The 21,626-nt window shown below is 63.1% G+C and carries 26 protein-coding genes and 1 tRNA gene; 20 read left to right on the top strand and 7 right to left on the bottom strand.

From position 1 onward, the window contains the following. The first annotated feature begins 69 nt into the window (after positions 1–69). Positions 70–396: an ArsR/SmtB family transcription factor gene (locus DFK10_RS01480; protein ID WP_109385843.1), complete on the top strand. Its 327-nt coding sequence runs from the start codon at positions 70–72 to the stop codon at positions 394–396. On the opposite strand, the gene DFK10_RS01475 is transcribed toward DFK10_RS01480, so the two are convergent. Next, complete coding sequence (locus DFK10_RS01475) at positions 393–1,271, bottom strand: LysR family transcriptional regulator (protein WP_109385841.1); 879 nt, start codon at positions 1,269–1,271, stop codon at positions 393–395. The genes DFK10_RS01480 and DFK10_RS01475 overlap by 4 nt on opposite strands. A 265-nt stretch (positions 1,272–1,536) precedes the next feature. On the opposite strand from DFK10_RS01475, the gene ffh reads away from it, so the two are divergent. The 10 genes from ffh to rpmE all read left to right on the top strand — a co-directional run bounded on the left by ffh (position 1,537) and on the right by rpmE (position 7,869). After that, positions 1,537–3,051 (top strand): signal recognition particle protein, encoded by a 1,515-nt coding sequence (ffh, locus tag DFK10_RS01470; protein WP_109385839.1) that lies wholly within the window; start codon positions 1,537–1,539, stop codon positions 3,049–3,051. Beyond that, positions 3,048–3,479 carry a hypothetical protein gene (locus DFK10_RS16390; RefSeq protein WP_217810029.1) on the top strand — a complete coding sequence of 144 codons (432 nt, stop codon included), beginning with the start codon at positions 3,048–3,050 and terminating at the stop codon, positions 3,477–3,479. The genes ffh and DFK10_RS16390 overlap by 4 nt, the downstream gene beginning before the upstream one ends. Then, positions 3,476–4,042: a GNAT family N-acetyltransferase gene (locus DFK10_RS01465; protein ID WP_217810028.1), complete on the top strand. Its 567-nt coding sequence runs from the start codon at positions 3,476–3,478 to the stop codon at positions 4,040–4,042. The genes DFK10_RS16390 and DFK10_RS01465 overlap by 4 nt, the downstream gene beginning before the upstream one ends. A gap of 37 nt (positions 4,043–4,079) precedes the next feature. Next, positions 4,080–4,376, top strand: a complete 297-nt coding sequence (locus DFK10_RS01460; RefSeq protein ID WP_109385835.1) for a chorismate mutase — start codon at positions 4,080–4,082, stop codon at positions 4,374–4,376. A 39-nt stretch (positions 4,377–4,415) separates the two neighbouring features. After that, positions 4,416–4,814 carry a 30S ribosomal protein S16 gene (rpsP, locus tag DFK10_RS01455; RefSeq protein WP_109385833.1) on the top strand — a complete coding sequence of 133 codons (399 nt, stop codon included), beginning with the start codon at positions 4,416–4,418 and terminating at the stop codon, positions 4,812–4,814. A gap of 51 nt (positions 4,815–4,865) precedes the next feature. Next, positions 4,866–5,381, top strand: a complete 516-nt coding sequence (gene rimM / locus DFK10_RS01450) for a ribosome maturation factor RimM (protein ID WP_109385831.1) — start codon at positions 4,866–4,868, stop codon at positions 5,379–5,381. Between the two features lie 4 nt (positions 5,382–5,385). Further along, positions 5,386–6,186 (top strand): hypothetical protein, encoded by an 801-nt coding sequence (locus tag DFK10_RS01445; RefSeq protein ID WP_109385829.1) that lies wholly within the window; start codon positions 5,386–5,388, stop codon positions 6,184–6,186. A gap of 14 nt (positions 6,187–6,200) precedes the next feature. Continuing rightward, positions 6,201–7,007, top strand: a complete 807-nt coding sequence (trmD, locus tag DFK10_RS01440; RefSeq protein WP_109385827.1) for a tRNA (guanosine(37)-N1)-methyltransferase TrmD — start codon at positions 6,201–6,203, stop codon at positions 7,005–7,007. Positions 7,008–7,248: 241 nt separating this feature from the next. Next, on the top strand, positions 7,249–7,635 hold the full coding sequence (gene rplS, locus DFK10_RS01435) for a 50S ribosomal protein L19 (protein ID WP_109385825.1): 387 nt from the start codon (positions 7,249–7,251) through the stop codon (positions 7,633–7,635). Positions 7,636–7,647: 12 nt separating this feature from the next. Further along, on the top strand, positions 7,648–7,869 hold the full coding sequence (gene rpmE / locus DFK10_RS01430) for a 50S ribosomal protein L31 (RefSeq protein ID WP_109385823.1): 222 nt from the start codon (positions 7,648–7,650) through the stop codon (positions 7,867–7,869). A gap of 55 nt (positions 7,870–7,924) precedes the next feature. Here rpmE and DFK10_RS01425 read toward each other — a convergent pair whose 3' ends face one another. Next, positions 7,925–9,190 carry a DEAD/DEAH box helicase gene (locus DFK10_RS01425; protein WP_109386026.1) on the bottom strand — a complete coding sequence of 422 codons (1,266 nt, stop codon included), beginning with the start codon at positions 9,188–9,190 and terminating at the stop codon, positions 7,925–7,927. A 364-nt stretch (positions 9,191–9,554) separates the two neighbouring features. Between DFK10_RS01425 and DFK10_RS01420 the strand changes: the two genes are divergently transcribed. Further along, a complete protein-coding gene (locus tag DFK10_RS01420; RefSeq protein WP_109385821.1) occupies positions 9,555–10,364 on the top strand; it encodes a division plane positioning ATPase MipZ in 810 nt (269 codons plus the stop codon). Positions 10,365–10,514: 150 nt separating this feature from the next. Here DFK10_RS01420 and DFK10_RS01415 read toward each other — a convergent pair. From DFK10_RS01415 to DFK10_RS01400, 4 genes are all read right to left on the bottom strand, one after another. After that, positions 10,515–10,591, bottom strand: a tRNA-Arg gene (locus tag DFK10_RS01415). Between the two features lie 94 nt (positions 10,592–10,685). After that, on the bottom strand, positions 10,686–12,080 hold the full coding sequence (locus DFK10_RS01410; protein WP_109386024.1) for a sensor histidine kinase: 1,395 nt from the start codon (positions 12,078–12,080) through the stop codon (positions 10,686–10,688). Positions 12,081–12,098: 18 nt separating this feature from the next. Beyond that, positions 12,099–13,481, bottom strand: a complete 1,383-nt coding sequence (locus tag DFK10_RS01405) for a dihydrolipoyl dehydrogenase family protein (protein WP_109385819.1) — start codon at positions 13,479–13,481, stop codon at positions 12,099–12,101. A 2-nt stretch (positions 13,482–13,483) separates the two neighbouring features. Next, entirely contained in the window at positions 13,484–14,206 is a 723-nt protein-coding gene (locus DFK10_RS01400; RefSeq protein WP_109385817.1) for a TVP38/TMEM64 family protein, read from the bottom strand. Between the two features lie 296 nt (positions 14,207–14,502). Here DFK10_RS01400 and rpmH point away from each other — a divergent pair, with 296 nt between their 5' ends. Genes rpmH through yidD form a run of 3 tightly spaced genes read left to right on the top strand, consistent with a single transcriptional unit; the run spans position 14,503 to position 15,267 of the window. Next, the gene (gene rpmH / locus DFK10_RS01395; protein WP_109385815.1) at positions 14,503–14,637 is read left to right on the top strand and encodes a 50S ribosomal protein L34; all 135 of its coding nucleotides are present in this window, start codon (positions 14,503–14,505) and stop codon (positions 14,635–14,637) included. Between the two features lie 28 nt (positions 14,638–14,665). Next, positions 14,666–15,049, top strand: a complete 384-nt coding sequence (rnpA, locus tag DFK10_RS01390) for a ribonuclease P protein component (RefSeq protein ID WP_109385813.1) — start codon at positions 14,666–14,668, stop codon at positions 15,047–15,049. After that, positions 15,046–15,267 (top strand): membrane protein insertion efficiency factor YidD, encoded by a 222-nt coding sequence (yidD, locus tag DFK10_RS01385; RefSeq protein WP_109385811.1) that lies wholly within the window; start codon positions 15,046–15,048, stop codon positions 15,265–15,267. Before rnpA ends, yidD begins: the two co-directional genes overlap by 4 nt. Before the next feature lie 24 nt (positions 15,268–15,291). On the opposite strand, the gene DFK10_RS01380 is transcribed toward yidD, so the two are convergent. Next, entirely contained in the window at positions 15,292–15,828 is a 537-nt protein-coding gene (locus tag DFK10_RS01380; RefSeq protein ID WP_109385809.1) for a DUF3833 domain-containing protein, read from the bottom strand. Positions 15,829–15,909: 81 nt separating this feature from the next. Here DFK10_RS01380 and ttcA point away from each other — a divergent pair, with 81 nt between their 5' ends. The 5 genes from ttcA (at position 15,910) to yihA (ending at position 21,626) form a co-directional block, all read left to right on the top strand. Next, positions 15,910–16,770, top strand: coding sequence for a tRNA 2-thiocytidine(32) synthetase TtcA (gene ttcA, locus DFK10_RS01375; RefSeq protein WP_109385807.1), 861 nt, complete (start codon positions 15,910–15,912; stop codon positions 16,768–16,770). Between the two features lie 74 nt (positions 16,771–16,844). Further along, positions 16,845–18,281: a putative bifunctional diguanylate cyclase/phosphodiesterase gene (locus tag DFK10_RS01370; RefSeq protein WP_109385805.1), complete on the top strand. Its 1,437-nt coding sequence runs from the start codon at positions 16,845–16,847 to the stop codon at positions 18,279–18,281. Between the two features lie 113 nt (positions 18,282–18,394). Next, positions 18,395–20,227, top strand: coding sequence for a membrane protein insertase YidC (gene yidC, locus DFK10_RS01365; protein WP_109385803.1), 1,833 nt, complete (start codon positions 18,395–18,397; stop codon positions 20,225–20,227). Further along, the gene (locus DFK10_RS01360; RefSeq protein WP_109385801.1) at positions 20,224–20,976 is read left to right on the top strand and encodes an MOSC domain-containing protein; all 753 of its coding nucleotides are present in this window, start codon (positions 20,224–20,226) and stop codon (positions 20,974–20,976) included. Before yidC ends, DFK10_RS01360 begins: the two co-directional genes overlap by 4 nt. Continuing rightward, positions 20,976–21,626 (top strand): ribosome biogenesis GTP-binding protein YihA/YsxC, encoded by a 651-nt coding sequence (gene yihA, locus DFK10_RS01355; protein ID WP_109385799.1) that lies wholly within the window; start codon positions 20,976–20,978, stop codon positions 21,624–21,626. Before DFK10_RS01360 ends, yihA begins: the two co-directional genes overlap by 1 nt.

Here is a 21,626-nt window from a genome sequence, read left to right as displayed (position 1 = left end):
GGGAATTGCGGATTGCGCCATATTCAACCAAACGGTTGACGTTTTTCGAGATTGCCGCTTGATGGGCGCATGAGCGCGCCCCTCGATACCGTTTTTGCAGCCCTGGCCGACCCGACCCGACGGACGATCCTGATGATGCTGCTCGAAGACGACATGGCCGTCACCGATGTGGCAGAGCCCTTCGAGATGTCGCTCGCCGCGATTTCCAAGCACCTCGGCATCCTGACTCGCGCCGGCTTGATCAGCCAGGAAAAGCGCGGGCGCGTCAAATGGTGCAAGCTGGAGCCGGACGCGCTGCGCGCGGCCAGTGTCTGGATGCAGAGTTTCGGCCAATTCGATCAGATCGATCTGGACGCTTTCGAGCGGTTCCTCGAGGGCGAATTGCGACCGGACTAGGTGTCCCAGTCCTTGGCCGCCTCCTTCAAATGCTTGAGAAACGCCTGAACCTTGGTCGTGCGATGCAGGTCCACATGGGTCACAAGCCACAATTGGCCGCCCCATTCGGTTCGTGATGGCAACACCTCGATCAGGTCGTCATGGCGATCCAGCTCACCTCGCCCCACGAAGCCGATCCCGACTCCGGCAAGGATAGCATCCACCACGTTGCGCGTGGTCGACGTGCGGAAAATCACCCGCTTATCGGGCACGATCTCGGCCAGCCATTGGTTGTAGGGTGCACGGTTGCCCTTTTCATCTGGACCGACGAACCAATGCTGGGCCAGATCATCTTCGCCTGCGGGCTGGCCATGCTGGGCGATGTAGGCCTTGGACGCCACCAGGTGCGCCGATTGCCTTATGAATTTCTGCACCACGTTGTCGGGTTGGTCAGGGGCCTTGCCGGCACGGATCGCCACATGGGCCTCGCCGTATTCCAGACGGAACAGGCGCTGGCCAGTCAGGTAACGGACCCTGATCTCGGGATAGGTCTCGCGGAAAGAGGCCAACACGGGAGTCAGCTCGGGCGAAAACGCCTCAAGAGACGTCACGACCAATTCGCCGGTCACCCCTTCGCCCTGGCCGCGGATCCGCCCCGCCAACTGGGTCAGCTGGTCATCGGTGGCGGCGGCAACCTGCAGAAGGTCCTGCCCGGCCTCGGTCGGGGTGTAGCCGCGGGCGTGGCGCTGGAACAACCGTGTCCCCAAACGCTCCTCCAGAGCGTCGATATGGCGGATCACCGTGGCATGATGCACGCCCAACACCTCGGCCGCGCCGCTGACGGTTCCAACGCGAGCCACCTGGTAGGCGGTTCGGACCTCATCCCAGTTATCCATAGGGCCTCCTGTGCGCGGCTGAACATTGAAGCCGCTTTCTTCCATAGATGGGCATGAATGCGGCAAAGTCCAGCCGGAGCTTGACTCGCCATTCCAACCCGCCTAAAGCCCCGACCATATCCGGAGAGCGTAGCCTTTCCGGTCCCTGTTTCTTCAGGGATCGCCCCCCGTCAGCGAGGTTTCGCCCACGGGGGCGCTACTGCATTGAGCCGTTCGTGCCTATATGGACCGGACAGAAGAGACAACCGCCGCAAGGAGGCGCATGATGTTCGAGAGCCTTTCAGACCGCCTGTCCGGCGTCTTCGAGCGCCTGACCAAGCAGGGCGCCCTATCCGAGGATGACGTCAAGACCGCCCTGCGCGAAGTCCGCGTCGCCCTGTTGGAGGCGGACGTGTCTCTTCCGGTGGCCCGCGATTTCGTCAAGGCCGTGCAGGACAAGGCCACCGGTCAGGCGGTAACGAAATCGGTCACGCCCGGCCAGCAGGTCGTGAAGATCGTCCATGACGAACTGGTCCATGTCCTGACCGGCGACGAAGACCCCGGCAAGCTCAAGGTCGATAATCCGCCCGCCCCGATCCTGATGGTCGGCCTTCAGGGCTCGGGTAAGACCACGACCACGGCCAAGCTGGCCAAGCGGCTGAAAGAGCGCGAGGGCAAGAAGGTCCTGATGGCGTCGCTCGACGTGAACCGGCCCGCGGCGATGGAACAGTTGCAGATCCTCGGCGTCCAGATCGGCGTCGACACCCTGCCCATCGTCAAGGGCGAAAGCCCGGTGCAGATTGCCAAACGCGCCAAGACGCAGGCCAGCCTTGGTGGTTATGACGTCTATATGCTCGATACCGCCGGCCGGTTGCATATCGACGCCGAGCTGATCCAACAGGCCGCCGAGGTGCGCGACGTGGCCAACCCGCGTGAGACCCTTCTGGTGGTCGACGGCCTGACCGGCCAGGATGCGGTGAACGTTGCGACCGAATTCGACGACAAGATCGGCGTCTCGGGCGTTGTCCTGACCCGGATGGATGGCGACGGGCGCGGCGGTGCCGCCCTGTCCATGCGTGCCGTCACGGGCAAGCCCATCCGCTTCGTCGGCCTGGGCGAGAAGATGGACGCGATCGAGGAATTCCACGCCGAACGGATCGCTGGCCGCATCCTTGGCATGGGCGACATCGTCAGCCTCGTCGAGAAGGCGCAGGAAACCATCGAGGCCGAACAGGCCGAACGCATGATGAAACGGTTCCAGAAGGGCCGCTTCAACATGAACGACATGAAGATGCAGCTGGAACAGATGCAAAAGATGGGCGGCATGGAAGGCATCATGGGCATGATGCCGGGCATGAAGAAAGCCGCCAAGCAGATGGAAAACGCGGGCATCGACGAAAGCGTCTTCAAGCGCCAGGTTGCGCTGATCAACTCGATGACCAGGAAAGAGCGCGCCAACCCGCAGATCCTTCAGGCCAGCCGCAAGAAGCGGATCGCCAAGGGCGCTGGGCTGGAAGTGTCCGAACTGAACCAGCTTCTGAAAATGCAGCGGCAGATGGCCGACATGATGAAGAAGATGGGCAAGATGGGCAAAGGCGGCGCCCTGAAGCAGGCGATGAAGGGGATGCTGGGCAAGGGCGGCGACATGCCCGGCGGCATGCCCGACATGAACGACCCGAAGGCGATAGAAGAGGCTGCCAAGGCACTGGGTGGTGGCAAAGGCCTGCCCGGCGGCATGCCGGGATTCGGCGGCGGGTCGCAATTGCCCCCGGGCCTGAGCGGGTTCGGGAAGAAGAAGTGATCCGCGCCGCATTCATATCGATTGCGACACTCCTGTTGCCGAGCGCCGGTATTGCCGAGCGGTCGATGACCTGCGTCCTGAAATCCGAACTCAGCCCGCAGACGACGCTGGAAACCCGGACAATCGTTCAGGATCCGTCCGGTCAGATCTCGATGCTCGTGCAGCAATGGGATGGCAACATCTTTCGGATCGGCGTGGACGGGACGCCGGATGCCCCCGAGGTGCTTTTCCAGCATACGACGCGCAATGGCTCGCCAGGCGACCGTTTCACGACCGTCGCCACGTCCGAAGAGTTCAATGGCGCGACCTTTGTGCCGGTCCTGTGGTTGATCGACTGGGAAGAGCCCAGCCTCCAGCATACGCAGCAGAATTCCGGGACCGGCGATTGGTCCATCGGCACCCGCTTCGAGTGCGTGAGCCCGCAATGACCGGCCTGACAGTCCATATCCCCACGCTGGAAACCGAGCGGCTGATCCTGCGGGCGCCGCAGATGTCGGATTGCGAGCCGATGATGGATTTCATGGCGACCGAGCGGTCGAAATTCGTCGGCGGCCCGAAGGACCGGCGCGATGCCATGCGCGGCTTTGGCCATATTGCCGGGCTTTGGGTGACGCGCGGGTATTCGCTGTTCATCGGGGCCTTGAAGGACAGCCCCGATACCCCGATCGGCGCCTTCGGGCCGTATTACCCGCTCGATTGGCCCGAGCTGGAATTCGGCTGGTCGATCTGGGACGGCGATCATGAGGGGCACGGGCTCGTCACAGAAGCCTTGCGCACACTGATCCCGTGGAGTTGGGACAAGATCGGTCGGGACACGGCCATCTCATTCATCGACGAGGACAACGCCCGCTCGATCCGCGTGGCAAAAACCCTGGGCGCCTGTCTGGATAACGAGGCGACACGGACCGCGAACATGTCTGACGGTCTGTTCGATGACGGCGAGGAAACCGACGTGCTGGTCTACCGGCACCACAAGGGGGCGCTGCATTGATCTTTTCTTTTCCCGCTCACAGCTTTGGAGCCCCCCAATGAGTGACGTGACCCAACGCGCCGCCGACGTGCTGGCCGGCCACCGCGACAGCATCGACCGGCTCGACGCGATCCTCGTCTACACGCTGGCCGAACGGTTCAAGCACACCCAGTCCGTTGGAGAACTCAAGGCCCAACATGACCTTCCACCGTCCGATCCCCAGCGCGAGGCGCGTCAGATCGAACGGCTACAGAAGTTGGCGCTGGATGCCGATCTGGATCCGGAATTCGCCAAGAAGTTCCTGAACTTCATCATCGCTGAAGTCATTCAGCACCACAAAAAGCACCAAGGATAACGGGGCACCGCGCCCCAGCCATTCAAAGGAGATACTCACATGGCCATGAAAATCCGTCTCGCCCGTGGCGGCTCGAAAAAGCGCCCCTTCTATCGCATCGTTGCGGCCGACAGCCGTATGCCCCGCGATGGCCGCTTCATCGAGAAGCTGGGCACCTACAACCCGCTGCTCCCGAAAGACAGCGAAGACCGCGTGAAGATGGACGTGGACGCGGTGAAGGCCTGGCTCGACAAGGGCGCCCAGCCCACCGACCGCGTCGCCCGCATGTTGGAAGCCGCTGGCGTTCTGGACAAGAAAGAGCGCAACAACCCCAACAAGGGCACCCCGGGCAAGAAGGCCCAGGAACGTGCTGAAGAGAAGGCCGAGAAGGCCGCTGCCGCTGCTGCCCCGGCCGAAGAACCCGCCGAGGAAGCCGCTGCGGAAGAAAACGCCGAGTAATCGGCCGGTCCGGGGCGTGCCAGCGGCACGCCCCGGCGCGTTCCCAAACCCATGAGCGACGACGAAAAGATCATTGTTGGCAGTATTGCCGGGGCCTTCGGGGTCAAGGGCGAGGTGCGTCTCAAGAGCTTCTGCGCCGAGCCTGCCGCGATTGCCGATTACACGCCACTTACCCGGTCCGATGGCCCGGAAGTGCAAACCATCGTTCTGACCGGGCAAGCCAAGGGCGCCCTGGTCGCCCGCATGGACGGGATCACGACCAAGGAAGAGGCCGACGCCCTGAAGGGGGTCGAATTGTGGGCCAGGCGCAGTCAGCTGCCCGCCTTGCCCGATGACGAGTTCTACCATGCAGACCTGATCGGGCTGGAGGCCTTCGATACCGGCGGCGACAGCCTTGGCCGGATCAAATCGGTTCAGAACAACGGCGCGGATGATCTGCTGGAAATCCATGGCCCCGGCCTTCGGGCCACGGTGCTGGTTCCCTTTACCCGGGCCATCGTGCCGACCGTGGACCTGGCCAGCGGCCGTGTCGTGATCGATCCGCCCGGCGGGTTGTTCGAGGACTGAGCCGATGGAAGGACGCCGGATCGTCATCCATGGCGGCTTTCACAAGACCGGGACGACCAGCGCCCAGAAATTCATCTTCGACAACGGCCCGCTGATCTGGCCGCACGCCGCGACGGTGCTGCCGGGACGGACGCGGGCCAGGGTGGCACGCCATGCCGTCCGCTACTCCGTGGGCAACGCGCAGCCAGACCTCAACCGTTTCCGCCGTGGACTGGCCGAGGTCCTGGGCGGGTTGAACCTTGGCAAACGGGCGGTGCTTATCTCGGACGAGAACCTGTCCGGCCGGATGCCGGGCCGCGAGGGTCAGGCCGGATATGGCGGCGCGCCGGATCTGATGGCGGCCATGGTCCGGGTGATCCGGCGCTTCATGGAGAAAGACGCCGATATCCATTTCGTCTTCACCACGCGTGATCCCGAGGACTGGCTGCGCAGCACCTGGATGCACAACCTGCGAACCTCTCGCCTGACGCTGAATTTCGAAAACTACGCCGAGATTCATTCGGACACCGCCGATTTCGACCTTGTGATCCAGGACATCCGCGCGGCCGTCGCCCCCTACCCCGTCCACACGGCGCGGATCGAAGCCCTTGCCGACAACCCCGAAGGACCGGCGGCGCCGTTGATCCAGCTATTGGGCATACCGACGGAAAAGCGGATGCGTATGGGCGGGTTGACCCGTGCGAATATCGGCCCCGACCCGGCGCTTGCGCCGCAACTTCTGGACCTGAACCGTTCGAGCCTTGCCAACGACGTCCTGATGGAGCGCAAGGCCGCCCTGCTGGACTCGCTTTCCCCCAAGACCTGACCTATGACGCCTCCATGACAGATCGCCCCAGCAAATCGCACGGTCGCAAGACAATCCGCCCCACCCTTCAGCCGCAAGAGCTGATGACGGACCGCCCGGCTCTGGCCCGGGCCTGGATGGCGCAGGTGATTACCCTGTTCCCCGAGGCCTTTCCGGGCCTGCTGGGCACCAGCCTGACCGGTAAGGCGCTCAAGGACGGGATCTGGCAGCTGGAGACAACGGATTTGCGCCGTTTCGGTGAAGGCAAGCACCGGAATGTAGATGACACGCCGGCGGGCGGCGGCGCGGGGATGGTGCTGCGCGCCGATGTGCTGGGAAATGCGATCGAGGCGACCCGGCGCGGTGCCCGCGGACGCATGCCGTTGATCTATCTCAGCCCGCGCGGCGTGCCCTTCACCCAGGCCATGGCCCGCGACCTGGCCCGGCAGGACGGCGTGACGCTTGTGTGCGGCCGCTTCGAGGGCGTGGATGAGCGGGTGCTGGAGCATTACGATATCCTCGAAGTGTCCATGGGGGACTATGTCCTGACCGGCGGCGAACTGCCCGCCATGACCCTGATCGACGCCTGCGTGCGGCTGCTGCCCGGGGTTCTGGGCAATGCCGAAAGCGCAGTCGAGGAAAGCCATTCCGCCGGCCTTCTGGAACATCCGCAATATACCCGCCCCGCCGAATGGCAGGGCCGCACGATCCCCGAGGTCCTGACCTCGGGCGATCATGGAAAAGTCGCCGATTGGCGCCGCGAACAGAGCGAGAAACTGACCCGCGCGCGCCGCCCGGACATGTGGGCGCGCCATACCGCGAAAGCGCCCGAAAAGGGTTGATCGGACCGCTGCCTGCCACTATACGGCAGCGGTCCGGGACTCGTTCGAGTCGTCCGGGCCTGTTTCGTTATGGCACATGCCCCGCTTTCTTCGGCACCGGGCGCCGGGCGACACAGCACAAGACAAGGAATGACGCGTTACCTCTGGCGGGCGCCATGCGGGCGGACCCGGAAGAAGACACAGAGCTCTGTTGCGACCAAACCTTCGTGGACCAACCACGAGCCATATAGGAGATGATCAGATGGACCTGATCGCACAACTCGAGGCGGAACAGATCGCCGAACTTGGGAAGAAGATTCCCGACTTCAAGGCCGGCGACACCATCCGCGTCGGCTACAAGGTGACCGAAGGCACGCGCACCCGCGTGCAGAACTATGAAGGCGTCTGCATCAGCCGCAAGAACGGCGACGGCATCGCCGGATCGTTCACCGTTCGCAAGATTTCCTTCGGTGAAGGCGTGGAACGTGTGTTCCCGCTCTATTCGACCAACATCGAATCCATCGAAGTCGTGCGCCGCGGCAAGGTTCGCCGCGCCAAGCTTTACTACCTGCGCTCGCGTCGCGGCAAGTCGGCCCGTATCGCGGAAAAGACCAACTATCGCCCGCTGTCCAGCGGCGCCGACGCGTAAGGAGGCCCTGTCATGAAAAAAGACATCCATCCCGAATACCACACGATCAACGTCAAGATGACCAATGGCGACGTGGTCCAGATGCGGTCGACCTGGGGCGCTGAAGGCGAGACCCTCTCGCTGGACATCGATCCCAGCGTGCACCCGGCCTGGACCGGTGGCTCGTCGCGCCTGATGGACCAGGGCGGTCGCGTGTCGAAGTTCAAGAAGAAGTACGAAGGCCTGGGCTTCTAAGACGCCCGCCTGTCGGAAAGGAAAAAGGCCGCCCCAAGGGGCGGCCTTTCTCGTTTCAAGCGGCCTTGCGGCGCGGCCGGCGGCGTCGGCCAGCGCCGGGCTTCTGGCCACCGGGGGCCCCGGCATCGCCTTTGCCCTTGTTGCCGCCAAACCGACGACGCCCACCGCCCCGCTTCGGCTTGGGCTCTTCCACTTCCCACGGGCGGCCCGAAGCGACGGGAATATCGGCTTTCATCGCCTTCTGGATCGCGCGCAGTTCGGCCATCTCGTCCGGCGCACAGAAGGCCACGGCCATGCCGTCCGCACCAGCACGGGCGGTGCGGCCGATCCGGTGCACGTAGTTTTCCGGCACGTTGGGCAGGTCGAAATTGTAGACGTGCTTGACCTCGGGAATATCCAGCCCGCGCGCGGCCACATCGGTCGCAACCAGCACCTTGACCTCACCGGCCTTGAACGCCTTGAGCGCGCGGTCGCGCTGGCCCTGGCTCTTGTTTCCGTGGATCGAGGCAGCGGCGAAGCCGTCCTTTTCCAGCTTGCGATACAGCTTCTCCGACCCGTGCTTGGTGCGGCCGAAGACAATCGCACGTTCGTCGCGATGGCCGTCGAGAAGCTCGACCAGAAGATTTGCCTTCTCCGCCTTGGCGATGAAATGCACCGACTGGGCGATCTTGTCAGCCGCCTTGCCCGGCGGGTTCACCTGCACCCGGATCGGGTTGGACAGGTAGGTGTCCGCCAGTTCGGCCATCTGCTTGGGCATGGTGGCCGAAAACAGCATGGTCTGGCGGTCATCAGGCAGCAGAGGCGCGATCTTGCGCAGCGCGTGGATGAAGCCGAGGTCCAGCATCTGGTCGGCCTCGTCCAGCACCAGGAACTGGGTTTCGTCCAGCCGCACGGCGCCACGGTCCAGCAAGTCGATGAGGCGCCCCGGTGTCGCCACCAGCAGCGCGCAGCCCTTTTCCAGCCGCCGCATCTGCCCGGTGATCCCGGCGCCGCCCACGACCAGAACGGTCTTGAGGTGCGTGCCTTGGGTATAGGCGGTCAGGTTGTCGGCGATCTGCTTGGCCAATTCGCGAGTCGGCGCGAGGATCAGGCCCCGGGCGGTCTTGGGCGCGGCCTTGCCCTGGGTTTTCAGCAGCGCGTCGATCATCGGCAGGCCGAAGGCCGCTGTCTTGCCGGTGCCGGTCTGGGCCAGGCCCATGACATCGCGGCCGTTCATGGCGTGGGGGATGGCTTGGGCCTGGATCGGCGTCGGCTCGGAGATGCCTTGCTCGGCAAGGGCTTTGGTCAGGCGGGGCGCAAGGCCCAGCATATCGAAATCCATAGTCATTCCTTCTGCGCGGCCCATCGGGAACCGCACGGCAAACCGCCCGCAGAAGCGCGCGGCGGTCATAGGGTTGCGCCGACACCCTCGCAAACGAGCATCATTGCCCGCATACCGGTCCGGCGCGGCACCCCTGCGTGATGGTGGGAACCTGTTCGAAAGATGCCGTATTCGCGCCCTACCCCCGTTTCGGAGTGGCGCCCTGCTCACGCGGCAGCGGCATCGGTCTGGGGTCAGATGGGGCTTTTGGCGTCACAAGTCAACAGCGTCGTGCCGCGCAACGCTTTTCCTTGAACCTTCGCGCCCCTATAGTTACGCCAACGCTCCGGGCTTGGGGTCCCGGGGCACAGGAAGGGGCCGGGCAGTGGCGCATATCATCGTTGTCGGAAACGAAAAGGGGGGCGCGGGCAAGTCCACCGTGTCCATGCATGTGGCAACCGCGCTTGCGCGCATGGGGCACAAGGTCGGTTTGCTGGACCTGGATCTGCGGCAGAAAACCCTCGGCCGCTATATAGAAAACCGCCGGGCCTTCGTTGAAAAGGAGGGGCTGGACCTGCCCACGCCCACCTATCACGAACTGCCCGAGATCGACCCGGCCAGCCTGTCCGAGGGCGAGAATATTTTCGACCACCGCCTGTCCATGGCCGTGGCCGGGCTGGAGCCGGATAGCGACTTCATCCTGATCGACTGCCCGGGCAGCCATACCCGGCTGAGCCAGGTCGCGCATTCGCTGGCCGATACGTTGATCACGCCGCTGAACGACAGCTTCATCGATTTCGACCTTCTGGCCCAGATCGACGCAGACGGGGAAACCATCAAGGGGCCGTCGGTCTATTCCTCGATGGTCTGGAATGCGCGGCAATTGCGGGCCCAGGCCGGGTTTGACCCGATCGACTGGGTCGTGGTGCGCAACCGGCTGGGTGCGCAGAACATGGTCAACAAGCAGAAGATGGAAAAGGCGATCGACAAGCTGTCGAAACGGATCGGGTTTCGCAGCGCGCCGGGCTTCAACGAACGGGTCATCTTCCGCGAGTTGTTCCCACGAGGGCTGACCCTGTTGGACCTGCGCGATATCGGGGTCAAGAACCTGAACATCTCGAACCTGGCAGCCCGGCAGGAGTTGCGCGAACTGATGAAGGCCCTGCACCTGCCCGGCGTGTCAGTGGATTTCTAGGACGCACTCGATCCACTATCCGTGCAGCCGGCCGCGATCCCCGCAAGGGGTCCGCGGCTCACGGATGACGATGGTTTTTGGAACACCCGCACGTGTCTGCCCGCCAATTTCAGGCAACTGAAACGTGCGTATCTTCTATCGGAGAGAGAGTGGCGGACCGAGGAGGATTCGAACCCCCGACCCCTTGATTCGTAGTCAAGTACTCTATCCAGCTGAGCTATCGGTCCACTCTGAGGCGCGGATGTAGACCTGTCCGACGGGCAATGCAAGGGGGCAGGCGACGGAAACTTCAGTTTTCTGGTGCGCGGCCGGATATTGTCGTCAATCGGTGTCCAGTGCGGCATCGGCCTTTGGCAGGCAGATCGCGAAGGCCGTGCCGGTTTCATCGGTATGGCGCAGCTCCAGCCGGCCGCCATGGCCCCGGACAAGTTCCGCAGCGATCGCAAGGCCAAGGCCCGATCCACCCCGCCGGGCGCCCCCGTGGAAGGCTTCGAACAGGTGTTCACGCGCCTTTTGGGGCAGGCCCGGGCCGGTGTCGGTCACATGGATCCACCAGGCGTCTTCGTCCTCGAAGGCACGGATGTTGATTTCGCCGGGCTGGTTCGTGGCGGCGATGGCCTGGCGCGCATTTCGAACCAGATTTCCCAAAACGCGATAAAGCTGCTCTCCATCGGCCCGCACCTGCATCCCCACCGGGATATCGGCTGAAAAGGAAATATCCGACTCACCCGCTGCCAGGCGTTCGCCGTCGAGAACATCCTCGACCACGTCGGCCAGCACCAGCCGTGACAGGCGCGGCGCAGGTTCCTCGACCCGACCGAAGGCCAAAGTCGTCTCGCAAAGGTTCACGGCGCGGCTGATCGAATTGACCAGTTTCGGAGCCAGCCGGCGCACGGTCGGATCCTCGGATGTTTCGATGCGGTCGGTGAACAATTGCGCCGAGGTTAGAATGTTGCGCAGGTCATGGCTAATCTTGGACACGCCGCCCCCCAGCTGGGCCAGCCGTTCCTTCTGTTTGAGCGCCCCTGTCAGCTGTGTTTGCAGCGTGGCAAGGGCGTCCTCGGCTTCGCGCAGTTCGATGACAGACGATCCGGGCGTGATAACCGAACGGGCATCCTCGGGCGCGGCCGCATAGCGCTGCATATTGCGCACGACGGCCTTGATCGGCTTGACCAGAACCACACGGACCGCAAGGAAAAGCAGTGCCGCCGTGACGATCGAGATCACCGCCGACAACAGCAGAATCCGCAGGCCATAATCAATCATCGCCATGCGCAATGGCGCCGTCTCCATCGTTATCTCGATCAGCAGGCCGCCATCGCGCACCGGGTTGCCGATTACACGGATGATCCGGTTTTCCGTGTCAGACAGCCGGACCATCGCATCGCGGATGAGCACCCAGGGCGCCGGATCGCGCATGTCGTAGGTGGCATGGATCGGAGCCGGTATCGGAGAGCTGAGCGCCAGTTGGCGCACCTCGTCGCGCCGCAACACCACGTTGAACACTTCGGCATTGGTCAGAAGCTCCTGTTCCAGCTCCTCCGTGATCATGTCGTCGGCCAGAAGAGCCAGCGACGCGATCTGGGCCCGTTCGAGTCGGGCGAGAAAGTAATCCTCGCGAAAACGCGCGACCGAGGGGACGAAGATAAGGATCTCTGCCAGCATCACGAAGATGGTGGTCAGGATCAGGAACCGCCCCGAAAGTGTGTTCAACAACCGCATGCCTTGTCCGACCTAGGGCAGCCACCTTTGCACGAAGCGCACTACCCGTTTCACTGTCCGGCTTTCGAACAGCTTGGGGCTAAAGTAGGCGCCCGCGGCGCGTTTGTTAATCTCGCTGAAGGTCGGATAGGGCAGAACCGTGTTCGAAATGGCCGACATCTTGAGGTTATTGGCGATGGCCATGGCCCACATGGCGATCATTTCCCCGGCCATGGGGCCGACGATGCTTGCCCCAACGGGCCGCCCCTTGACCACCATGACCTTGATCCTGCCGGTCGTGCGCCCCTCGGCCACGGCGCGGTCATTGCCCGCGAATTCCGCTTCGGCGACCACCAGCTTGTCACCATGCACCTTCCGTGCCTGCGCCTCGGTCAGCCCGACCTGGGCCAGTTCAGGGTCGGTATAGGTGGTCCACGGGATGTGCCCGGTCTTTTGCCTGGAGGGCAGTCCCAGGAGGGCCGAGCGGATCACGACCCCGGCATGGTAGCCGGCCACATGGGTGAACTGCAGCCCGCCGGCCACATCGCCCACCGCATAGACCCGCCGGTTGGAGGTCGAACGCAGGCGGTCATCCACCTCGACGCCGTTCCTGCCCCAGTCGATCCCGGCTTTGTCCAGATCAAGCCCCTCGACATTGACCTTGCGCCCAACCGCCATCAGCAGATGCGAGCCGGTGATGTCACCCTTCCCGGTGCGAACGGTTATTTCGTCACCGTTTCGCGTGATACTTTCGGCCTGCGCGCCTTCGATAATCTCGATTCCTTCCTCACGCAGCTTTTCAAGCACGATCGAAGCCAGGTCGGGGTCATCCTTGCCCAGCGCCTTGGCCTCTTCGATCACCGTCACCTTGCAGCCCAGGCGTCGATGCGCCTGCGCCATCTCCATTCCGATCGGGCCGCCGCCGATGATCAGCAGGTGCTCGGGGCGGTCACGCAGCTCGAAAATGGTTTCGTTGGTGTGAACGGTCACGTCCTCGATCCCATCGATCGGCGGCACCAGCGGACCCGACCCGGTCGCGATGACAAAGCGGCGCGCCTCGATCACCGTATCACCCGCCTGCACCTCCGTGGGCGAGATGAAGCGTCCGTATTCGCGGATCACCTTGACCCCCAGCCCCTCGAATCGCTCGACGCTGTCATGGGGTTCGATGGTGGCGATCACGTCGGCCACGTGATCCTTCGCGGCGCCGAAATCGACGGTCTGGCCGGCCTTGACCCGCTTGCCCTCGGACAAGAGCGCCTTGGACGGCACGCAGCCGTCGTTCAGGCAGTCACCGCCCATCTTGTGGCCTTCCAGAAGGACCACGTCCGCGCCCATCTGCACCGCCCCGGCCGCGATGGACAGCCCGCCAGAGCCGCCGCCGATGATGCAAAGATCCGTCTTTATCCGCGTCATGGTCACAGCCCTTTCTTGCCGCGCACGGCCTTAAGCATGACAGGCAGCAACGCCAGCGCGCAAAGCCCGAGGATGGGGAGCAGGATGTGCGGCTCGAAGATCACCCCCAGATCGGGCGATTCTCCGCGAGAGAAAACCTCGCCCAGCCCGGCCCCGACCGAGGTATAGACCACGGCACCGGGTATGATGCCAAGGAAGGTCGAGATGACGAAGCGCCGCAATGGCACTTCCAGAAAGGCCGGAATCAGGTTGGCCAGAAAGAACGGCACGGCAGGGATGAGCCGGATCAGGAACAGCATCGACCACTGGTTCTCATCGATCCCGTCCTTGATCTTCTTCACCGTGCCTTCAGAGCCTTCCAGCTTGCGCCCCAGTTGTTCACCGAACCCCCAACGCGCCGCCAGGAAGATGCCGACCGCACCGATCGTCGCGCCCGTCACGTTGAACAAGGCGCCCGGAAAGGTGGCGAACAGGAACCCGCCGGTCAGGGTCATGACCGTGGCGCCGGGCAGGGAAAAGGCGACGATGACTGCATAGAGCAGCACGAAAAGCCCGGCCGTCAGCACGAAATTCGCATCGCGATATGCAAGCAACGCCTCGCGGTTCTCGGCCAGCGCCTGGAAGCTGATGTAGTCGCGCAGATAGATCGCGCCCAGCGCGGCAACCGCGAGGATGGTCAGAATCGGCAGGCGCTTGAGCCAGGGCTGGTCTGGTGACTTCGTCATATCGCTCACGTTGTGCCTCCTTCGGGCCGGGGACAAGGGTCTGCCATAGATGGCGGAACCGGACGGGCTGTGACAGGGGCATCACGCCGCCTTGAAGGCAGGTGAAGGATTGCAGCGAATTCTTTCACTTGCGCGGGGATGGTGTAACAAACCGGGGTCGAAAACCCGGAAATGTTGCAGAAAACCTGGGCCTGCCGCGTTGACAGGCGCGCGGGGGGCCTCTAAAGGACGGGATTCGAGATGAAGACGGGGCTCGAATCCAAATCGGACTCGCCCCATAGATCGGAGATAACGCGATGAAGCGCACATTTCAGCCGTCCAACCGTGTTCGCAAGAACCGCCACGGTTTCCGTGCCCGCATGGCCACCAAGGCCGGCCGCAAGATCCTGAACGCGCGCCGTGCCCGCGGCCGCAAGAAGCTGAGCGCCTGATCGGCTGCCAGCTCTGGACGGGGTCGCCATGACCTCTGATGAAAAGACAACCGCCCCGGCCCCTGCCGAGGCGGTTTGCGTTCGTGTGGAGGGGCTGAAAAAGCGCGGCGATTTCCTGGCCGCGGCCCGCGCCCGCGTCGCCCATGCCAAGGGGTTCGTTCTGCAAGCCCGCAACCGGGGCGAAGACGGCCCGGCGCGTGTGGGTTTCACCTGTTCCAAGAAGGTCGGCAACGCCGTGGCCCGCAACCGCGCCAAGCGTCGCCTGCGAGAAATCGCCCGGTTCGAGCTGCCCGCCCTTGCGCGGCCCGGTTGGGATTACGTGCTGATCGGGCGGCGTGACACAACCGCGACCCTTGATTTCCATAAAATGCGCGACGATCTGAGAAAGGCCCTGTCCGAGGTTCATTCATGACCCCCCTCGCCTATGTCGTCTCGCTGCCCGTGCGCTTTTACCGGCTCGTGTTCTCGCCCTGGGTCGGCCATGGCTGCCGCTACCAGCCGACCTGTAGCGCCTACGCAATGGAAGCGCTGGAAAAACACGGCGCCTTCAAGGGCAGTTGGCTGGCCGCCAGGCGGATCGCCCGCTGTCACCCCTGGGGTGGTCATGGCGTGGACAACGTGCCGGACTGATCGACCGACCTCATCGGCATCGAGTTATTGCTTTTCGAAACTGATCACCACCTGCCCGATATCGACGCCGAACCGTTTGACATAGGCAATGTTCAGAAGCCTGTCGTCCGATTGCAGCCACATCCAGTCATCGAAAGTGACGCGCAGGGTTTCCGTGGGCCCATCGGCCGATGGCACCGGCAGGTCGATCTCGTAGCGCCAGTTGAAGCGGTTCCCGTTCTCCTGCCCCGTCGCCGTGCCGATCACGCCCGGGGCCGTGCCGGTCCAACTGTCCGGGCCGGTCTTGGTCAGGGTCCAGATGCGGCGTTCGGTCGATCCGTCCTCGTAAACGAAATCCTCGACCAGTCGCAGACGTTCCCCGTTCCAATCGCCCTCGATCTCCACGACGAAGCTGCGGCGAACGGTGCCGAATATGTCCTGGAATTGCCCGTAGGCGACCAGTTCGCCGTCAAAGAACTCTTCCAGGTTCAACTGTCGATCACTGAGGACCGGATCGTCAAATGACGGTTTACCGGTGCAGGCGGCAAGAAAAAGGGTCAGGGCAAGGGCAAGCTGTTTCATGACCTTCTTACGGCGCAGAGGCCTCATCGGATCTGGCCAAGTTCACTTGCCGCAAAGCCTTGCCCCCTGTATTCCCACGCCATGCTTGATGACGCAGACGACATCCACCCGCTTTTTCACGGCGCACCGAAGACGACGGAGTTCAAGAAACTTCGCAAGCGCATCGTGCAGAACACCCGCGAGGCGATCGACCAGTACGGGATGATCGAGCCCGGCGCGAAATGGCTGGTCTGCCTGTCGGGCGGCAAGGACAGCTATACGTTGCTGGCGGTTCTGCATGAACTCAAGTGGCGCGGGCTGCTGCCGGTGGAGCTGTTGGCCTGCAATCTCGATCAGGGGCAGCCGGGCTTTCCCGCAACGGTCCTGCCGGAATTCCTTGAAAAGATGGGCGTGCCTCACCGGATCGAATACCAGGACACCTACTCCATCGTCATGGACAAGGTGCCCCAGGGGCGGACCTTTTGCGCACTGTGTTCGCGGCTGCGCCGTGGCAACCTCTACCGGATTGCCCGTGAGGAAGGGTGCTCGGCCGTGGTGCTGGGCCATCACCGCGACGACATCCTCGAAACCTTCTTCATGAACCTGTTTCACGGCTCGCGTCTGGCCACGATGCCGCCCAAGCTGGTGAACGAGGAAGGCGACCTGTTCGTCTATCGCCCACTGGCCCATGTGGCCGAAGAGGATTGCGAGCGATTCGCCCGGGCCATGGAGTATCCGATCATCCCCTGCGACCTTTGCGGCAGCCAGGATGGATTGCAGCGACAACAGGTCAAAGCCTTGCTGGACGGCTGGGAGAAGAACGCGCCGGGGCGGCGGCAAAAGATGTTTCGCGCCCTGATGAACACGCGCCCGTCGCATCTGCTTGACCCGAACCTGTTTGATTTTGCCGGGCTGACGCGCGCCGGTGTGAACAATTCTATGGATATTCCGCCGGTCGATTAACGCTCTGTCCAAGGCCCTGCCGCAATCTGGCCCCCGGTCTGCCCCGTTTCGGGCACAGAGAAGGGACACCAGAAATGCGCCAGTTGGCCCGGGCTTTCGAATTCGCCTCAAATCTCGCACATGGTCTGGTGCCTGGCCTGCGGGTCCATGGGGCCGGCAATATCCCCGCAGCGCCGGACACTTTCGACCCGGCGGCTCGGCTTGGCACGCGCGACGGGTTTCTTGATGCGTTGAACAGGCGCAGCGCGTCGGCAGCGCACCGGGGTGAGGCGGCGGTCGCGCTTGTCGAGATCGATGCGTTCCACAAACTGGAAGAGCGGCATGATCACGTGACCATCGCGGCGTATCTGCGTCACTGCGCGGCTCGCCTTGTCGAACCACTGGGGCCCGAGGCCGTGACCGCACATCTTGGCGGGCCGCGATTTGCGGTTGCCCTGACTGGGCGCAACGCCACATCCCTTGAACACGGATTGCAGGTTGCCACGCGAATACAACAGGCTTTGGCGGCCCCCTGCCAATTGGAAAGCGGCGCGATCCAGGCGACGGCATCGGTCGGCCTGGCCATGTCGGACCGGATCACCAATCCGGACGCCCGCTCCCTTCTGCACGCGGCGACCTGCGCCCTGGTCGAGGCTCAGCGCAATGGGCCCGCCGCGGTCCGATCCTTTTCCGATGGTATGCGCAAGCGCATCGCGTCGCGCAGCCGGCTGGGTCGGGATGCCCAGGTCGCCTTGGAAATCGGCCAGATACAGCCGTATTTCCAACCGCAATTCGATCTTGCGACCGGACACCTGGCGGGATTCGAGGCCCTGTCACGCTGGCACCATCCCAAGCGCGGCCTCGTATCACCGGCCGAGTTCCTGCCGGTTCTTCGTGAAACCGGGCGGATGGAACAGCTTGGACAGCTGATGGTTTCGGGTGCTTTGGATGCGCTACGCCACTGGGACGGGCTGGGCCATCATGTGCCACGGGTGGGCGTGAACTTCTCGACCGATGAATTGCAGTCGCCGCACCTGGTCGACAGGATCGCCATGACGCTGGAAACCCGCGATATCGCCCCCGAACGGCTGGTGATCGAAGTTCTTGAAACCGTGGTGGCGCGCTGCGCCGACGATCAGGTTGCACGGAACCTGGCCGGGCTGTCGCGGTTGGGTTGCGGCATCGACCTGGACGATTTCGGCACCGGCTATGCCTCGATCACCAATATACGGACGCTTTCCATCAACCGTATCAAGATTGATCGCAGTTTCATCACGCGCGTGGACGAGGACCGCGAACAACAAGACATGATTGCCGCGATCATGACCATGGCCGACCGGTTGAACCTGCAAACCCTTGCCGAGGGGGTCGAAACCCCCGGCGAACACGCCATGCTGACCCGGCTGGGCTGCGGGTATGCCCAAGGCTTCCTGTTCGCCCGCCCAATGCCAAGGGACGAGGCCGACCGGTGGCTTGCCGATCTTGGTGCCTTGGCTGACCGGATGGTGGAATTGCCAAGACGACGGGCCTGACCCCGATCATCACCCCCCGTTCGGCCCGCAAAATCAGGCGAAATCGCTTGACCTTTGCGCCCTCGACCTGTTGAACCGCCCTGACCCGAGATCAGCAATTGCAGGCGGTTTAGATGGACGATCAGAACAAGAACCTCATTCTTGCGACAGCGCTCAGCTTTGTCGTCATCCTGGTCTGGTTCCTGCTGTTCCCACCGCCCGAACAGGCCCCCGGTGTCACCGATGCCAGTGGCGAAGTAACAGCGCCAGCCTCGACCGCGACCGGCGAAGTGGCAAGCCCCGGCGTCGCCACCCCGACCGAAAGCCAGGCCCCAGGCGAACTGCCCGACCAGACGGTCGATGCCGCGCTTGCAGGCAATGATCGTGTCGATATCGAGACGCCGCGCCTGACCGGCTCGATCTCACTGGAAGGGGGGCGGATAGACGACCTTTCCCTGTCCGATTACCGCGAGGAATTGAGCGAAGATTCGGACCTGGTGCGCCTGCTTTCACCGGTCGGCACCGAGGCGCCCTATTACGCCCTTCATGGCTGGATCGCCACGGTCGGCGTCGATCAGGATCAGGTGCCGGGGCCGGACACTGTCTGGTCCGTCGAGAGCGGCAGCACCCTGGCCCCCGGCGCACCCGTGACGCTGACCTGGGACAATGGGGCCGGACTGACCTTCCGCAAGACGTTCGCGGTAGACGACGACTACATGTTCACTGTGAACCAGACGGTCGAGAACAACAGCGGCGCCGATGTCGCGATGCGCCCCTATGGCCTGGTCGCCCGCCACGGAGAGCCGGATACCGTTGGATTCTTCATCCTGCATGAAGGCGTCGTGCGGATGTCGGATGGTGAACTCGAAGAGATCGACTATGACGACATGCCCGATCTTTCGACCGATGAAAGTCGGGTCGAAGTGGTTGAAAACGGCTGGGTCGGCTTCACCGACAAGTACTGGATGACCACGCTCATCCCTGCGCCGGGTTCTGAATTCCGGTCGGTGGCCCGAGCTGCCGGCGTCGACGAGGACAATCCCCGCAGCGGCGTCTATCAGACGGAAACCATCTATCCCCAGCAAACCGTCGCGGCGGGTGACACGCTGTCCGCCGAAAGCCAGCTTTTCGCGGGTGCCAAGGAATGGGAAACCATCCGCGAATACGAACAGGGCGGCATCGAGGGGTTCATCGACTCGATCGACTGGGGCTGGTTCTTCTTCCTGACCAAGCCGATCTTCGCCGTGCTGCACTGGCTGAATGCGCTGATCGGCAACATGGGCTGGGCGATCATCGGCCTGACCTTGATCATCAAGGCGATCCTCTTCCCGCTGGCCTTCAAATCCTATGTCTCGATGGCCAAGATGCGCGAGCTTCAGCCCGAGATGGAGAAGCTCAAGGAACGCGCGGGCGACAACCGAGAGGAAATGCAAAAGGGCATGATGGAGCTCTACAAGAAGAACAAGGTCAACCCGGCCTCTGGTTGTTTGCCGATCCTCTTGCAGATCCCGATCTTCTTCTCGCTCTACAAGGTGATCTTCGTCACCATTGAATTGCGCCACGCGCCCTGGATCGGCTGGATCAAGGACCTTTCGGCTCCTGACCCGTCCTCGATCCTGAACCTCTTTGGCCTGCTGCCCTGGTCGACTCCAGAGCCCGGCTCGCTGTTCTTCATCTTCAGCCTCGGCATCCTGCCGATCCTCCTGGGCGTCTCCATGTGGCTGCAACAGAAGTTGAACCCGGCCCCCACCGACCCCACGCAGAAGATGATCTTCGCCTGGATGCCCTGGGTCTTCATGTTCATGCTGGGCGGCTTCGCCAGCGGCCTGGTGATCTACTGGATCGCGAACAACACGATCACCTTCATCCAGCAATACACGATCATGCGCAGCCAGGGTTACAAGCCCGACCTGCTCGGCAACATCCTCGGGGCATTTCGCCGCGATGAGGGCTCGGAGGAAAAGTGATGGGAAGCGTCGCCCAACTGTGGCGACACCCGATCAAGAGCCACGGACGCGAGGCCCTTGAAGCGGTCACCCTTTCCGTCGGCCAGTGCATGCCCTTGGACAGGCATTGGGCCGTGACGCACGAGGCCAGCCGGTTCGACGGAACGGGCTGGGTGAGTTGCCAGAACTTCATGATCGGCGCCCGCACGCCGGGCCTTGCCGGGCTCTGGGCGCGTGTCGACGAAGAGGCGCGGCGCGTCACCCTGACCCATCGCGACCTTGGTGAACTGACCTTCGCACCCGACGACCCCGCCGAGGCGGCGCGGTTCCTCGACTGGATCGCGCCACTTTGCCCCGAAAACCGCGCACGGCCCTCGGCCGTGGTTTCCGTGCAGGGGCGCGGCATGACCGACAGCGACTTCCCATCCATCTCTGTCATGAACCTGAGTTCGCATCGCGCCGTAGCGCAGAAACTTGGCCGGGACATCGAGCCGGAACGCTGGCGTGGGAACATCTGGCTGGACGGACTCGGGCCCTGGGAGGAATTCGAATGGATCGGCAAGACCATTCGCATCGGCTCAGCCAGCCTGCATGTCCGTAAACGGATCACTCGGTGCCTTCACACGGCGGCCAACCCGATCACCGGAAAACGCGACACGGCCACGCTGGACGCGTTGGAGGTCGGCTGGGGTCACTGTGACTTCGGTGTCTATTGTGAAGTGATTGACGGCGGCGATATCCGCCTAGGCGACAAGAGCGAGGTCCTGTGATGCAACTCCCCTTCCCTGCCGCCGAGATCGAGACCGATGCCCAGCGCGAGGCCGGGCGCAAGCTGTTCGCAGGTCAGACCGAGTTTCTCAAAGGTGTGGTCGCCATGTCAGGACTGCCCGATCCGGACCGCCCCGAGGTCTGTTTCGCCGGGCGTTCGAATGTCGGAAAGTCCAGCCTGATCAACGCATTGACCGGGCGCAAAGGGCTGGCACGGGCTTCGAATACACCGGGTCGCACGCAGGAAATCAACTATTTCGAACTCGGTCAAAGCCACTACCTGGTCGATCTTCCGGGCTACGGCTTTGCAAACGCGCCGGTTGCGGTCGTCGAGAAATGGCAAAGGCTGCTCAAGCAATACCTGTCGGGGCGCCAGACCCTGCGGCGGGCGTTCGTTCTGGTGGACAGCCGCCATGGGATCAAGGCAGTGGACGAAGAGATCATGACTCTACTCGACAAGTCAGCGGTGACCTTCCAATGCGTCATGACCAAGACCGACAAGGTCAAGGAAAAGGACCGCACAAAGGTGCTGGACCAGGTGCGGGCGAAACTGTCCAAACATCCCGCCGCCTATCCCGAACTGGTCCTGACTTCGTCCGAGAAGGGCCAGGGGATAGACGTATTGCGCAGCATCATCGCCGCTATAGACTGA

The organism is Salibaculum griseiflavum, assembly GCF_003129565.1.
GTDB classification, from domain to species: domain Bacteria; phylum Pseudomonadota; class Alphaproteobacteria; order Rhodobacterales; family Rhodobacteraceae; genus Salibaculum; species Salibaculum griseiflavum.
This window is presented reverse-complemented; position numbering and strand designations above follow the sequence as displayed.